This is a genomic window from Streptomyces sp. NPDC048297 (assembly GCF_043201585.1).
Classification (GTDB): domain Bacteria; phylum Actinomycetota; class Actinomycetes; order Streptomycetales; family Streptomycetaceae; genus Streptomyces.
The window spans coordinates 20,626-35,095 of record NZ_JBICZA010000019.1 but is presented as its reverse complement, the minus strand read 5'-3'; the positions used below and the strand labels follow the sequence as shown (position 1 = coordinate 35,095).

At 70.8% G+C, this 14,470-nt stretch carries 9 protein-coding genes; 7 read left to right on the top strand and 2 right to left on the bottom strand.

Annotated features, from left to right (window positions below; genetic code table 11):
• Positions 1-200: 200 nt before the first annotated feature.
• Positions 201-989, top strand: coding sequence for a hypothetical protein (locus ACGFYV_RS21600; RefSeq protein ID WP_393880028.1), 789 nt, complete (start codon positions 201-203; stop codon positions 987-989).
• A 115-nt stretch (positions 990-1,104) separates the two neighbouring features.
• Here the strand turns inward: ACGFYV_RS21600 and ACGFYV_RS21595 are convergent, their stop codons facing one another.
• Entirely contained in the window at positions 1,105-1,596 is a 492-nt protein-coding gene (locus ACGFYV_RS21595) for a MarR family winged helix-turn-helix transcriptional regulator (protein WP_393880027.1), read from the bottom strand.
• A 225-nt stretch (positions 1,597-1,821) separates the two neighbouring features.
• Here ACGFYV_RS21595 and ACGFYV_RS21590 point away from each other — a divergent pair, with 225 nt between their 5' ends.
• On the top strand, positions 1,822-2,646 hold the full coding sequence (locus ACGFYV_RS21590; RefSeq protein ID WP_393880026.1) for a lysozyme: 825 nt from the start codon (positions 1,822-1,824) through the stop codon (positions 2,644-2,646).
• Positions 2,647-2,854: 208 nt separating this feature from the next.
• Complete coding sequence (locus tag ACGFYV_RS21585) at positions 2,855-4,762, top strand: SpoIIE family protein phosphatase (RefSeq protein WP_393880025.1); 1,908 nt, start codon at positions 2,855-2,857, stop codon at positions 4,760-4,762.
• Between the two features lie 140 nt (positions 4,763-4,902).
• Here ACGFYV_RS21585 and lon read toward each other — a convergent pair whose 3' ends face one another.
• Complete coding sequence (gene lon / locus ACGFYV_RS21580; RefSeq protein ID WP_393880024.1) at positions 4,903-7,332, bottom strand: endopeptidase La; 2,430 nt, start codon at positions 7,330-7,332, stop codon at positions 4,903-4,905.
• A gap of 355 nt (positions 7,333-7,687) precedes the next feature.
• On the opposite strand from lon, the gene ACGFYV_RS21575 reads away from it, so the two are divergent.
• From ACGFYV_RS21575 to ACGFYV_RS21560, 4 genes are all read left to right on the top strand, one after another.
• Complete coding sequence (locus ACGFYV_RS21575; RefSeq protein WP_393880023.1) at positions 7,688-8,365, top strand: spermidine synthase; 678 nt, start codon at positions 7,688-7,690, stop codon at positions 8,363-8,365.
• A 117-nt stretch (positions 8,366-8,482) separates the two neighbouring features.
• Positions 8,483-9,223, top strand: coding sequence for a response regulator transcription factor (locus tag ACGFYV_RS21570; protein ID WP_393880022.1), 741 nt, complete (start codon positions 8,483-8,485; stop codon positions 9,221-9,223).
• Positions 9,220-10,341, top strand: coding sequence for an ATP-binding protein (locus ACGFYV_RS21565; RefSeq protein WP_393880021.1), 1,122 nt, complete (start codon positions 9,220-9,222; stop codon positions 10,339-10,341). Before ACGFYV_RS21570 ends, ACGFYV_RS21565 begins: the two co-directional genes overlap by 4 nt.
• A gap of 291 nt (positions 10,342-10,632) precedes the next feature.
• A complete protein-coding gene (locus ACGFYV_RS21560) occupies positions 10,633-14,418 on the top strand; it encodes a multifunctional oxoglutarate decarboxylase/oxoglutarate dehydrogenase thiamine pyrophosphate-binding subunit/dihydrolipoyllysine-residue succinyltransferase subunit (protein ID WP_393880020.1) in 3,786 nt (1,261 codons plus the stop codon).
• Positions 14,419-14,470: the final 52 nt, after the last annotated feature.

Below are 14,470 nucleotides of genomic sequence, written 5' to 3'. Positions count from 1 at the left end.
GTTCCTCGGGCGCCTGCTCCGGTCCCGCGCGGCGGGCCGGTTGGACGCGCGGGACTGGCTTTGGCAGTATTCGCCGCCACGCGTTTCCAGAGCATGTCAATTGACCCTAATTCAGGCGCGTGACCTGCGCGGTCGTGCCAATTCGGCTGGGGTTGACGGTCTTTTGGGGAGCCTGTGAAGGGCTCGTGCAGACTGGCTGAATGCGAACCGATCTCGTTTCGGAACCCGGCGACGCCTACCGCCCCAACGAGGACTTCGCCGGTGTCGGGCTACCCGCCTCCGGTCAGGGTGGTTGTGTGATCTTGCTGGACGGGGTGACGCCACCGCGTGACGGCGCGGGGTGTCTGCATTCCGTCCCCTGGTTCACCGCACACCTCGGCGGCGCCCTGACCGAACTGACCGTTTCCGACCGAGATCTGACGCTCCCGGAGATCCTCGCGCGCGCCATCACGTCTACCGCGCAGGCCCACGCTCACACCTGTGACCTTTCTCACCCGCGTACGCCTCAGGCGACCGTCGTCCTGACCCGCTGGTCAGCCGAGACCGTGGAGTACCTGGTCCTGTCCGACTCCACCCTGCTGCTGCGCGCGCCGGACGGCACGGTCACCCCGGTCCTGGACGACCGTCTCGCCCGCCTGCCCCGCTCCGCCCTCGCCACGGACACGCTGGTCGACGCCACGCTGCGCAACAAGGAGGGCGGCTTCTTCACGGCCGCCGCCGACCCCTCGGCCGCCGCCCGCGCGGTCGCCGGCACCGTGCCCCGCTCCGGGGTCCGGGCCCTGGCCGCCCTGACGGACGGCGCCACCCGCTGGACGGACACGTTCCGCGAGGGCGACTGGACGGCCCTCTTCGATCTCCTGGTGAAGGACGGCGCGCGCGCCCTGGTCGAGCGGGTGCGGGAGCTGGAGGAGGCGGACCGCGAGGAGCGGGCGTCCCTGAGGCGCGCCAAGACGCACGACGACGCGTCGGTGGTGTACGTGGAGCTGTGAGCGCGTGGCCGGCGTCCCGGGGCGCCGGAGCCCGGCCGGCGTTCCCGGGCGCCGGGACCGGCCGCTGCGGCACCGCTACTACTCCATGACGCCGGGACCGGCCTCTGCGGCGCCGCTACTTCTCCATGACCCCGTTCAACTGGTTGAGCAGCCGGGCCAGTTCCGACACCTCGTGGCGGTCCCAGTGGGCGAGCTGGCTGACGTAGCGGGCGCGGCGGGCCTCGCGGACCCGGCCGACGCGACCGCGGCCCTCGTCGGTGAGGGTGACCAGCGAGGCGCGGCCGTCGGCCGGGTCGGGCTCGCGGGCGACCAGGCCCAACTCCTCCAGGGCGCGCAGCTGACGGGACATGGTGGCCTTGCCGACGCCGATGTAGCCGGCGAGGTCGGTGGCACGCTGGCCGCCGAGTTCGTCGAGCCGGATGAGCAGGCCGTACGCGGAGGACTCGAGGTCGGGATGGACCTCGCGGGCCATCTCGCCCTGGTTCGCGCGGGCGCGCCGGAACAGTACGGTCAACTCCCGCTCCAGCGACAGGAATTCCTGGTCCGCGACGCCGGGCGTCACCTCGGCGGCGACGCCCTGTACGTCGCCGTTTGCGTGCTCGTGCACGTCAGCACCCCTGCTTGGTTTCGCGATCCTGAAAGTTTCCGTCGAACGCCGTCGTTGCCGCAGCTCCGTCAGTATTTCGCAGGCGTAGACCAACGGCAGCCACCGGACCCCCTTCCCTTCCACTATCTACGTGCGTAGCTTTTTCACGAAGCACCAAATGGCATGCCCACGCCAGTGGGCCGGCGGTCACCACACGGTCCCCCCACCTCTTCTCGGAGGAACGTCATGCCCGTGCACAGACCCGGCTCCATCCGCCCGCGTCCGCTCGCCGTCCTCGTCACGGCCCTGCTCGCGGCGCTGTCGCTCACGCTCCCGCTCACCACCGCCCAGGCCGCGACCGTCCCCGCCCGCGGCTCCGCCCACATGGGCATGGGCGTCCTGGCCCACGACGGCCAGGACGGCTCCCCCGTCTCCGGTGACGCCACCCAGACCGAGGGTGTCGACGTCTCCAGCTACCAGGGCAACGTCGCCTGGAGCACGCTGTGGAACAGCGGGGTCCGCTGGGCCTACACCAAGGCCACGGAGGGCACGTACTACACGAACGCGTACTTCGCGCAGCAGTACAACGGCTCGTACGACGTCGGCATGATCCGCGGCGCGTACCACTTCGCGACCCCGGACACCACGAGCGGTGCCACCCAGGCGAACTACTTCGTGGACCACGGCGGCGGCTGGTCCCGCGACGGCAAGACGCTGCCCGGCGCGCTCGACATCGAGTGGAACCCGTACGGCGCCGCCTGCTACGGCAAGACGCAGAGCGCGATGGTCACCTGGATCCGCGACTTCCTCACCACCTACAAGGCGCGCACCGGCCGGGACGCCGTGATCTACACGGCCACCAGCTGGTGGACCCAGTGCACCGGCGACTACGGCGGCTTCGCCGTGAACAACCCCCTGTGGATCGCCCGCTACGCCTCGGACCCGGGCACGCTCCCGGCGGGCTGGTCGTACTACACGATGTGGCAGTACACCTCGACCGGCCCGACGGTCGGGGACCACGACAAGTTCAACGGCGCCCTGGACCGGGTCCAGGCCCTGGCCAACGGCTGAACCCAACAGCACGCGGAAGCGGCGGCCGCCCCCGGGACGGCCGCCGTTCCCGTGCGCTGTTCCCGCCCACGGGCGGGCGTACTCGGTCGTCGGCGGGGTGGTCCCGGTCGGCGGTCGGTGGGGTTCGTGCTGCGTTGGTGCTCCGCGCCGGGCGGGATCATGCTGGTCAGGAGAGGCCTGCCTGCCGAGCTAGGCGAGATGAGCGGCGATGGAGCGACAGTCGACGTACACGGCCACGGCCACCATCGATGAGCAGGGGATCCTGACCGGCTGGAGCGAGGGCGCCCAGCGGCTGCTCGGCTACGAGCCCTCGGCGGTGGTCGGACGGCCGGCCACGGGACTGCTCGCCGCGGAGAGTGAGGCCGCCTGGAGGGAGCTGGCCGGGCAGCAGCGCTGGAACGGCACCGTGCCGCTGCGGCACCGGGACGGCCGGCGCCTGGATCTCGGCCTGCTCGCGCATCGCCGTACGTCGGGCACGGGGCCCAGCGACTGGCTGGTGGTCACCGCCGTACCCGCCCGCCCGCGCCCGCCCGAGGGGGTGCCGCTGGAGGAGTGGGCCTTCCTGCAGTCCCCTTTCCCGCTCGGCATCTTCGACACCGACCTGCGTCTGATGCGCGCCAACCGCCGTCTGGAGCGGGCGCTGTCCCTGCCCGAGGCGGCGATCCGGGGACTGCGGCTGACCCACATCGTGCCCGGCGCCGCCGGTGAGGAGGCAGACCGGGCGATGCGCCGGGTGCTGGAGACCGGCCGGCCGCAGGAGGTGCCGGCCCTGCTCGGCGCGGACGCGGACGCGGACACCGGCGGGCCCACCGTCCTCACCCCGCTGAAGGACGCCGACGGCCACGTGCGCGCCGTCTGCCTGGCCACCCACCAGCACGCCGCCCAGGGCCCCGCCCCCGTACAGCGACCCGAACCGCACCTCGCCGCCGAACCACACCTCTCCGCGGAACCGCCCGCCTCCGCCGAACCGCACCGCACCCGCCGCTACTCACGCACCCGCGGCACGAACCTGTCCCTCCGGCGCAGCCTGCTCCCGCACCCGCTGCCCGACCAGGACGCGCTGGAGCTCGCCGCCCGCTATCTGCCCGCCGCCACCCGGGCCGGGGTGGGCGGCGACTGGTTCGACGTGATCCCGCTGTCCGGAGCGCGGGTCGCCCTGGTGGTCGGCGACGTCGTCGGGCACGGCATCCACGCCTCCGCCACCATGGGCCGGCTGCGCACCGCCGTCCGCACCCTGGCCGACGTCGACCTGCCCGCCGACGAGCTGCTCACCCACCTCGACGACCTCGTGCTGCGCCTGGCCGCGGACGAGGGCGTCGCGGACCCGGCCGGCGAGTCCGCCGGCGGCATCGGCACCACCTGTCTGTACGCGGTCTACGACCCCGTCACGCGCCGGTGCACCGCGGCCCGTGCCGGTGCGCCGCCGCCCGCCGTGGTCACCCCGGACGGCGCGGCCCGGTTTCTCGACGTGCCCGCGGGTCCGCCGCTGGGGCTCGGCGGGCTGCCCTTCGAGGCCCTGGAGACCGAGCTGCCCGAGGGGAGCCTGCTCGCCCTCTACACGGACGGGCTGCTGGAGGCCCGCGACCACGACATCGACGAGGAGCTGGACAAGCTGTTCGCCGCGCTCGCGCGCCCCGCGCCGACCTTGGACGCCGTCTGCGACCAGGTCCTCGACGACCTGCTCGACCACCGTCCCGAGGACGACATCGCCCTGCTGGTCGCCCGCACCCGGGCGCTGCACCCCGGCCGGGTCGCCACCTGGGAGCTGGACAGCGCCCCCAGCGTCGTCGGCCGCGCCCGCCAGCACGCCGACGAGCAGCTCTCCGCCTGGGGGCTGGACGAGGCCGCCTTCAGCACCGAGCTGATCGTCAGCGAGCTGGTCACCAACGCCATCCGCTACGGCCGGCCGCCCATCCGGCTGCGGCTCATCCACCAGGACTCCACCCTGATCTGCGAGGTCTACGACTCCAGCGGCTCGACCCCGCACATGCGGCGCGCCCGGATGTTCGACGAGGGCGGCCGGGGCCTGCTCCTCGTCGCCCAGCTCACCGCCCGCTGGGGCACCCGGCACGACCGGATCGGCAAGACGGTGTGGGCGGAGCAGCGGGTGGGCTGAGCGGAGGGCGGGCGGAGCAGCGGGTGGGCGTGGAATGACCGCTGCCCCGCCGCGCGGACGCGGCGGGGCAGCGGGGTCGTGCATCGGTCACCTGTCGTGCCTCGGTCACCTGTGGCGGCGGGCGGTGTTCACCTGTGGTGTCACGCGGCGACCGGCACCTGGGGCTCCGCCCCGTTCGTGGCGGGCGCGAGCGCCAGTTCCAGGACCTGGCGGACGTCGGTCACGGCGTGGACGTCGAGCTTGTCCAGCACCTCGGCCGGGACGTCGTCCAGGTCGGCCTCGTTGCGCTTCGGGATGATCACCGTGGTGATCCCGGCCCGGTGCGCGGCGAGCAGCTTCTGCTTGACGCCACCGATGGGCAGCACCCGCCCGGTCAGCGAGACCTCACCGGTCATCGCCACGTCGGTGCGGACCAGCCGCCCGCTGAGCAGCGACGCCAGCGCCGTCGTCATGGTGACGCCCGCGCTCGGACCGTCCTTCGGGACCGCGCCCGCCGGGAAGTGGATGTGCACACCCCGGTCCTTCAGGTCGGCCACCGGAAGCTCCAGTTCGGCACCGTGACTGCGCAGGAAGCTCAGCGCGATCTGCGCGGACTCCTTCATCACGTCGCCGAGCTGGCCGGTCAGGGTCAGGCCCGCCGCGCCCGTCTCCGGGTCGGCGAGGGACGCCTCCACGTAGAGGACGTCGCCGCCCGCGCCGGTGACCGCGAGGCCGGTCGCCACACCCGGGACCGCCGTACGCCGCTCGGCCGGGTCCTGGGCGGACTCGGGCACGTGGTGCGGGCGCCCGATCAGAGCGCGCAGATCCTCGTCACGTACGGTGAACGGCAGTTCCCGCTCGCCGAGTTCGTGCTGGGCCGCGACCTTGCGCAGCAGCCGCGCGATGGACCGCTCCAGGGTGCGCACGCCCGCCTCGCGGGTGTACTCGCCCGCGAGCTTGCGCAGCGCGCTCTCGTCGAGCGTGACCTCGTCCGTGTTCAGGCCGGCCCGCTCCAGCTGGCGCGGGAGCAGGTGGTCACGGGCGATGACGACCTTCTCGTCCTCGGTGTAGCCGTCCAGGCGGACGATCTCCATACGGTCGGCGAGCGCCTCCGGGATCGCCTCCAGGACGTTGGCGGTGGCCAGGAAGACCACGTCCGACAGGTCGAGTTCGACCTCCAGGTAGTGGTCCCGGAAGGTGTGGTTCTGCGCCGGGTCGAGGACCTCCAGCAGGGCCGCCGACGGGTCGCCCCGGTAGTCGGATCCCACCTTGTCGATCTCGTCCAGCAGGACCACCGGGTTCATGGACCCGGCCTCCTTGACGGCACGCACGATCCGGCCGGGCAGCGCGCCGACGTACGTACGACGGTGACCGCGGATCTCCGCCTCGTCGCGGACGCCGCCGAGGGCGACGCGGACGAACTTGCGGCCCATCGCGTGCGCGACGGACTCACCGAGGCTGGTCTTGCCGACACCGGGCGGGCCGACGAGCGCGAGCACGGCACCGCCGCGGCGCCCGCCGATCACGCCGAGGCCGCGCTCACCGCGGCGCTTGCGCACGGCCAGGTACTCGGTGATGCGCGCCTTCACGTCCTCCAGACCCGCGTGCTCGGCGTCCAGGATCGCCTTGGCGCCCTGGATGTCGTAGGCGTCCTCGGTCCTCTCGTTCCACGGCAGTTCCAGGACGGTGTCCACCCACGTGCGGATCCAGGAGCCCTCGGGGGACTGGTCGCTGGACCGCTCCAGCTTGTCGACCTCCTTGAGGGCGGCCTCGCGGACCTTCTCGGGCAGGTCGGCGGCCTCCACGCGGGCGCGGTAGTCGTCGGACTCCTCGGCGGAGTCCTTGGAACTGTCGCCGTTCAGCTCGCGCAGTTCCTTGCGGACCGCTTCCAGCTGGCGCCGCAGCAGGAACTCGCGCTGCTGCTTGTCGACGCCCTCCTGGACATCCTTGGCGATGGTCTCGGCCACGTCCTGCTCGGCGAGGTGGTCGCGGAGCGCTTGCGTGGCGAGCTTGAGGCGGGCCACCGGGTCGGCGGTCTCCAGCAGTTCGACCTTCTGCTCGGTGGTCAGGAAGGGCGAGTAACCGGAGTTGTCGGCGAGCGCGGAGACGTCCTCGATGGCCTGGACACGGTCCACGACCTGCCAGGCGCCGCGCTTCTTCAGCCAGGCGGTGGCAAGTGCCTTGTATTCCTTGACGAGTTCGGTGACCTGGCCGGGTACCGGCTCGGGCACGTTCTCCTCGACACCGGCGCCCTCGACCCACAGTGCGGCACCCGGACCCGTGGTCCCGGCACCGATGCGCACGCGTGAGCGTCCGCGGACCAGCGCGCCCGGGTCGCCGTCGGCCAGCCGGCCGACCTGCTCCACCGTGCCGAGCACACCGGTCTTGGCGTACGTGCCGTCGATACGCGGAACCAGGAGCACCTTGGGCTTGCCCGGAGTGGACCGCACGGCGGCCTGGGCGGCCTCCACCGCGGCACGTACCTCGGCGTCGCTCAGGTCCAGCGGGACCACCATGCCGGGCAGCACGACCTCGTCGTCGAGCGGCAGCACAGGCAGGACGAGCGTGAACGCCATGGACTCATCAGCCATGATCTCCCCTTTGGCAGTCAACTTGAGCTATGTGGACTCAATGCGTGGGGCTCCGCCGATGTTCCCGAGTTGGTGTTCGCTGTGAGCGATCAGTGGGTCACGGTGGGGTCTTGGCTGGTGAGGGGGGTGGGGGCGGGATGACGCCTAAGGGGGTGGGGGGTGATGGCTGTACGCGGGTGCGGGTCGGGGGTGGCTGGTCGCGCGGTTCCTCGCGCCCCTTAGGGGGACTCGGTCGCCCCCGGTCGAAGGGTTGAGGGGATTCGCGGCGGCCTCGCAAGGGTCGGCGCGGTCGCATCGGCCGCCGGTCATCCGTAATTCCCGTGAACGTCAGGTCCGGTTCGAGCAGGATGGCCGTATGACTGGCGTGTACGACACCCCTGTTGTCCTGGACCGGCGCGAGGGCCCCTACGGGGAGGTGGTGCTGCGCAGACACGGGGATTTGCTCCAGATCATCGCCAACGGCTGCTTTCTGATGGACACGTCCGACGGGCGCTCGGAGCGGCTGCTGATCGACGCCGCGCGGGACGCGCTGGACTCCCGCCCGGCGCCGAACGTGCTGATCGGAGGGCTGGGAGTGGGATTCTCGCTCGCACACGCGGCGGCCGACCCGCGCTGGGGACAAATCACCGTGGTGGAACGGGAACCCGCCGTCATCGACTGGCATCGCACGGGTCCCCTGTCCGAGGTGTCCCGCGAGGCGCTCGCCGACCCGCGCACCGAGATCGTCGAAGCGGACCTGATCGCCTACGTCAATGAGACTTCGGACACGTTCGACGCCCTGTGTCTCGACATCGACAACGGCCCCTCCTGGACCGTCACCGAGGACAACGACAGCCTGTACGGACCGGCCGGACTCGCCTCGTGCGCAAGGGTGTTGAGCCCCGGCGGGGTACTGGCTGTATGGTCTGCCGAACCCTCTCCGGAATTTGAAGGAACCATGCGGAATGCCGGGTTCCAACAGGTGCGTACCGAAGAAGTGCCCGTTGCCCGGGGCGTTCCCGACGCGGTGCACCTCGCCGTCCGCCCTGGATAGCGACGGAACGCCCGGTCCCCGTAGGGTGCATCCCTGACGCGGATCATTCAAGCGTCGATGCAGTCATGGGATCACCCCACGGATTCCGGAAAGCAACATAGGCAACAGGGGCGGGCGATGGAGCAGACACACACCTCCCAGAACGGCGCGGCGACCACCACTCCGGGAGCGCAGCGCCGAGTGCTGGTCGTCGAGGACGATCCCACGATCGTCGACGCCATCGCGGCCCGGCTCCGCGCCGAGGGATTCCTCGTGCAAACCGCGTCCGACGGTCCGGCCGCGGTCGACACGGCCGAGGCCTGGCAGCCCGACCTGCTGATCCTCGACATCATGCTGCCGGGCTTCGACGGGCTCGAGGTCTGCCGGCGGGTCCAGGCGCAGCGGCCGGTGCCGGTGCTGATGCTGACCGCGCGGGACGACGAGACCGACATGCTGGTCGGCCTCGGGGTCGGCGCGGACGACTACATGACCAAGCCGTTCTCCATGCGGGAACTGGCCGCGCGGGTGCACGTCCTGCTGCGCCGGGTGGAGCGGGCCGCGCTCGCCGCCGCCACGCCGCGCTCGGGCATCCTGCGCCTCGGCGAGCTGGAGATCGACCACGCGCAGCGCCGGGTGCGGGTGAAGTCCGAGGACGTCCACCTGACGCCCACCGAGTTCGACCTGCTGGTGTGCCTGGCGAACACCCCGCGCGCGGTGCTCTCCCGGGAGCAGCTGCTGGCCGAGGTGTGGGACTGGGCGGACGCCTCCGGCACCCGGACCGTCGACAGCCACATCAAGGCGCTGCGCCGGAAGATCGGCGCCGAGCGGATCCGCACGGTGCACGGCGTCGGATACGCGCTGGAGACGCCGACGCCATGAGCGACGGGCGGGATACCGCACGAAGGAACCCCGGACCCCTCGGCGAGGATCCCTGGGGCGGTGTTCGCCCGTTCTCGATCAAGACCAAGCTGGGCGCTCTCGTCGTCATCGCGGTGCTGATCACCACCGGTCTGTCGATCGTCGCGGTGCACACCAAGACGGAGCTGCGCTTCATCATGGTGTTCTCGATGATCGCCACGCTGCTGATCACACAGTTCGTGGCGCAGTCGCTCACGGCTCCGCTGGACGAGATGAACGCGGTCGCCCGTTCCATCTCGCAGGGCGACTACACGCGCCGGGTGCGCGAGAACCGCCGGGACGAGCTGGGCGATCTGGCCCAGACGATCAACGTCATGGCGGACGAGCTGGAGGCGCAGGACCAGCAGCGCAAGGAGCTGGTGGCGAACGTCTCGCACGAGCTGCGCACGCCGATCGCGGGTCTGCGCGCGGTGCTGGAGAACATCGTCGACGGCGTCACCGATCCCGACCAGGAGACCATGCGGACGGCTCTGAAGCAGACCGAGCGCCTCGGCCGGCTGGTGGAGACCCTGCTGGACCTCTCCCGGCTGGACAACGGCGTCGTACCGCTCAAATTGCGCCGCTTCGAGGTGTGGCCGTACCTGTCCGGCGTGCTGAAGGAGGCCAACATGGTCGCCTCCGCGCGCGCGGGCATCGCCTCGGGCTCGGGCAGTCACACGCGCACGGACGTCCATCTGCACCTGGACGTCTCCCCGCCGGAGCTGACGGCCCACGCGGATCCCGAGCGCATCCACCAGGTCGTCGCCAACCTGATCGACAACGCGGTCAAGCACAGCCCGCCGCACGGCCGGGTCACGGTGCGGGCGCGGCGCGGGGCCCAGCCGGAGTCGCTGGAGCTGGAGGTCCTGGACGAGGGTCCCGGAATTGCCAGGTCGGAGTGGCACCGGGTGTTCGAGCGGTTCAACCGCGGTGTGGTGACCCGGCCTCACGGTCCGGGCAGCGACGGCGGCACCGGGCTCGGGCTGGCGATCGCCCGCTGGGCGGTGGATCTGCACGGCGGCCGGATCGGAGTGGCCGAATCCGAGCGGGGATGCCGGATCATCGTCACTCTTCCGGGACTCTCCTCCGTCCCGAGTTGACGTAGGGTTCGAACCGGAGGCCCAAGATCCATCTGTGTTCGCGCAGCCGGACACGTGTGATCAGGGACGGGCCCAGGACGCCGTCGTCCCGGGTCCTGTTCGGCGATCCCGCGCGCCCCGCCCCACATGCGGAACCACGCTTGTTTCCCGCCATATCAAGCCCTGAAACAAGATTTCCGATGTGACTTACACGACGATGAACGGGCCTGACCTGACCTTCCCGGTCTCGGAGGCGTAGCCTTTATTTCCGCTGTCCATCACCTTGTGAAGCGGAAGAGGGCGGTTGCCGCCGTGTCGCCACAGTCCCCCAGTAACTCGAGCATCTCGACCGAAGACCAAGCCGGGAAGAACCCGGCCGCTGCGTTCGGTCCCAACGAGTGGCTCGTCGACGAGATCTATCAGCAGTACCTCCAGGACCCGAATTCGGTAGACCGTGCCTGGTGGGACTTCTTCGCCGACTACAAGCCGGGAGCGCCCGCCGCCCCGGCTGCGGCGGGTACTGCGGCCGCGGGGGCCGCAGGGACCACCACACCGGCTCCCCCGGCACAGGCCGCTCCCGCCGCGGCCCCGGCCGCCCCCGTCCCGGCCGCGCCGGCGCAGCCCGCACAGGCGCCCGCTCAGCCGAAGGCGAAGGCCGCCGCCCCCGCCGCGCCCGCTCCCGCCGCCGCCAAGGCCCCCGCGGCTCCGGAGGGTCCCGAGCTGGTCACGCTGCGCGGTCCGGCCGCCGCGGTCGCCAAGAACATGAACGCCTCGCTGGAGCTGCCGACGGCCACCTCGGTCCGCGCGGTCCCGGTGAAGCTGCTGTTCGACAACCGCATCGTCATCAACAACCACCTCAAGCGCGCCCGCGGCGGGAAGATCTCCTTCACGCACCTCATCGGGTACGCGATGGTGCAGGCCATCAAGGCCATGCCGTCGATGAACTGGTCGTTCGGCGAGAAGGACGGCAAGCCGACCCTCGTCAAGCCGGCCCACGTCAACCTCGGCCTGGCCATCGACCTGGTGAAGCCCAACGGCGACCGCCAACTCGTCGTGGCCGCCATCAAGAAGGCCGAGACCCTGAACTTCTTCGAGTTCTGGCAGGCCTACGAGGACATCGTCCGTCGCGCCCGCGACAACAAGCTGACGATGGACGACTTCACCGGTGTCACGGTCTCCCTGACCAACCCCGGGGGCCTCGGCACCGTCCACTCCGTGCCGCGTCTGATGCCCGGCCAGTCCGTGATCATGGGCGTCGGCGCCATGGACTACCCGGCGGAGTTCCAGGGCACCAGCCAGGACACCCTGAACAAGCTCGGCATCTCGAAGGTCATGACGCTCACGTCGACCTACGACCACCGGGTGATCCAGGGCGCCGCCTCCGGCGAGTTCCTGCGCCAGGTCGCGAACCTGCTGCTCGGCGAGAACGGCTTCTACGACGACGTCTTCAAGGCGCTGCGCATCCCCTACGAGCCGGTCCGCTGGCTCAAGGACATCGACGCCAGCCACGACGACGACGTCACCAAGGCCGCCCGTGTCTTCGAGCTGATCCACTCCTACCGGGTCCGCGGCCATGTCATGGCCGACACCGACCCGCTGGAGTACCGCCAGCGCAAGCACCCCGACCTGGACATCACCGAGCACGGCCTCACCCTGTGGGACCTGGAGCGCGAGTTCGCGGTCGGCGGCTTCGCCGGCAAGTCCCTGATGAAGCTGCGCGACATCCTCGGCGTGCTGCGCGACTCGTACTGCCGCACCATCGGCATCGAGTTCATGCACATCCAGGACCCCAAGCAGCGCAAGTGGATCCAGGACCGCGTCGAGCGCGCGCACTCCAAGCCGGAGCGCGAGGAGCAGCTGCGCATCCTGCGCCGCCTGAACGCGGCGGAGGCCTTCGAGACCTTCCTGCAGACGAAGTACGTCGGCCAGAAGCGCTTCTCGCTGGAGGGCGGCGAGTCGGTCATCCCGCTGCTGGACGCGGTCATCGACTCCGCCGCCGAGTCCCGCCTGGACGAGGTCGTCATCGGCATGGCCCACCGCGGCCGTCTGAACGTCCTCGCGAACATCGTCGGCAAGTCGTACGCGCAGATCTTCCGCGAGTTCGAGGGCAACCTCGACCCGAAGTCGATGCACGGCTCCGGTGACGTGAAGTACCACCTGGGCGCCCAGGGCACCTTCACCGGCCTGGACGGCGAGCAGATCACGGTCTCGCTGGCCGCGAACCCCTCCCACCTGGAGACGGTCGACCCGGTCATCGAGGGCATCGTCCGCGCCAGGCAGGACATCATCAACAAGGGCGGCACGGACTTCACGGTCCTGCCGGTGGCGATCCACGGCGACGCGGCCTTCGCGGGCCAGGGCGTGGTGGCCGAGACCCTGAACATGTCGCAGCTGCGCGGCTACCGCACCGGCGGCACGGTCCACATCGTCATCAACAACCAGGTCGGCTTCACCGCGGCCCCCGAGTCCTCGCGTTCCTCCATGTACGCGACGGACGTGGCCCGCATGATCGAGGCCCCGATCTTCCACGTGAACGGCGACGACCCCGAGGCCGTCGTCCGGGTCGCGCGACTGGCCTTCGAGTTCCGCCAGGCGTTCAACAAGGACGTGGTGATCGACCTCATCTGCTACCGCCGCCGCGGTCACAACGAGTCGGACAACCCGGCCTTCACCCAGCCGCTGATGTACGACCTGATCGACAAGAAGCGCTCGGTGCGCAAGCTCTACACCGAGTCCCTCATCGGTCGTGGCGACATCACCCTGGAAGAGGCCGAGCAGGCCCTTCAGGACTACCAGGGCCAGCTGGAGAAGGTATTCACGGAGGTCCGCGAGGCCACCTCGCAGCCGGCCGCCGTGGACGTCCAGGCGCCGCAGGACGGCTTCCCGGTCGCGGTGCCGACCGCGATCTCCACGGAGGTCGTCAAGCGGATCGCCGAGTCCCAGGTCAACATCCCCGACTCCTTCCACGTGCACCCGCGTCTGCTGCCGCAGCTGCAGCGCCGTGCGGCGATGGTCGAGGACGGCACGATCGACTGGGGCATGGGCGAGACCCTCGCGGTCGGCTCCCTCCTGCTGGAGGGCACCCCGGTCCGCCTGTCCGGCCAGGACTCCCAGCGCGGCACCTTCGGCCAGCGCCACGCGGTCCTGATCGACCGGGAGACGGGCGAGGAGCGCACCCCGCTGCAGTACCTCTCCGAGGACCAGGCGCGCTACAACGTCTACAACTCCCTGCTGTCCGAGTACGCGGTCATGGGCTTCGAGTACGGCTACTCGCTGGCCCGCCCCGACGCGCTCGTGATGTGGGAGGCGCAGTTCGGCGACTTCGTCAACGGCGCGCAGACGGTGGTCGACGAGTACATCTCGGCGGCCGAGCAGAAGTGGGGCCAGACCAGCGGCGTCACGCTCCTGCTCCCGCACGGCTACGAGGGCCAGGGCCCGGACCATTCCTCGGCCCGTGTCGAGCGCTTCCTGCAGCTCTGCGCCCAGAACAACATGACGGTCGCGATGCCGACGCTCCCGTCGAACTACTTCCACCTCCTGCGCTGGCAGGTGCACAACCCGCACCACAAGCCGCTGATCGTCTTCACCCCGAAGTCGATGCTGCGTCTGAAGGCGGCGGCGTCGAAGGCGGAGGAGTTCACGAGCGGCGAGTTCCGCCCGGTCATCGGCGACGCGTCGATCACCGACCCGGCGGCCGTGAAGAAGGTCGTCTTCTGCGCCGGCAAGGTCTACTACGACCTGGAGGCCGAGCGGACCAAGCGCGGCGCCACCGACGCTGTGGCTGCCGAGGAGACGGCGATCATCCGCATCGAGCGCCTGTACCCGCTGCCGGGTGCGGAGATCCAGGCGGAGGTCAACAAGTACCCGAACGCCGCGAAGTACCTGTGGGTCCAGGAGGAGCCGGCGAACCAGGGTGCCTGGCCGTTCATCGCGCTCAACCTGATCGACCACCTCGACCTGGCGGTCGGCGCGGACCTCCCGGCCAGCGAGCGGCTGCGGCGCATCTCGCGCCCGCACTCCTCGTCCCCGGCCGTGGGCTCCGCCAAGCGCCACCAGGCCGAGCAGGAGCAGCTGGTGCGTGAGGTGTTCGAGGCGTAGGCCTCCGGCGGCTTCGCCGACACCCGGGGCCCGGTGCCGAGTTCTCCACTCG

Excerpts from the sequence above, each read along its gene's own strand:
- ACGFYV_RS21565 (WP_393880021.1), top strand. The coding sequence starts at position 9,220 with ATGAGCGACGGGCGGGATACCGCACGAAGGAACCCCGGACCCCTCGGC.
- ACGFYV_RS21570 (WP_393880022.1), top strand. The coding sequence starts at position 8,483 with ATGGAGCAGACACACACCTCCCAGAACGGCGCGGCGACCACCACTCCG.
- ACGFYV_RS21585 (WP_393880025.1), top strand. The coding sequence starts at position 2,855 with ATGGAGCGACAGTCGACGTACACGGCCACGGCCACCATCGATGAGCAG.
- lon (WP_393880024.1), bottom strand. The coding sequence starts at position 7,332 with ATGGCTGATGAGTCCATGGCGTTCACGCTCGTCCTGCCTGTGCTGCCG.
- ACGFYV_RS21590 (WP_393880026.1), top strand. The coding sequence starts at position 1,822 with ATGCCCGTGCACAGACCCGGCTCCATCCGCCCGCGTCCGCTCGCCGTC.
- ACGFYV_RS21575 (WP_393880023.1), top strand. The coding sequence starts at position 7,688 with ATGACTGGCGTGTACGACACCCCTGTTGTCCTGGACCGGCGCGAGGGC.
- ACGFYV_RS21600 (WP_393880028.1), top strand. The coding sequence starts at position 201 with ATGCGAACCGATCTCGTTTCGGAACCCGGCGACGCCTACCGCCCCAAC.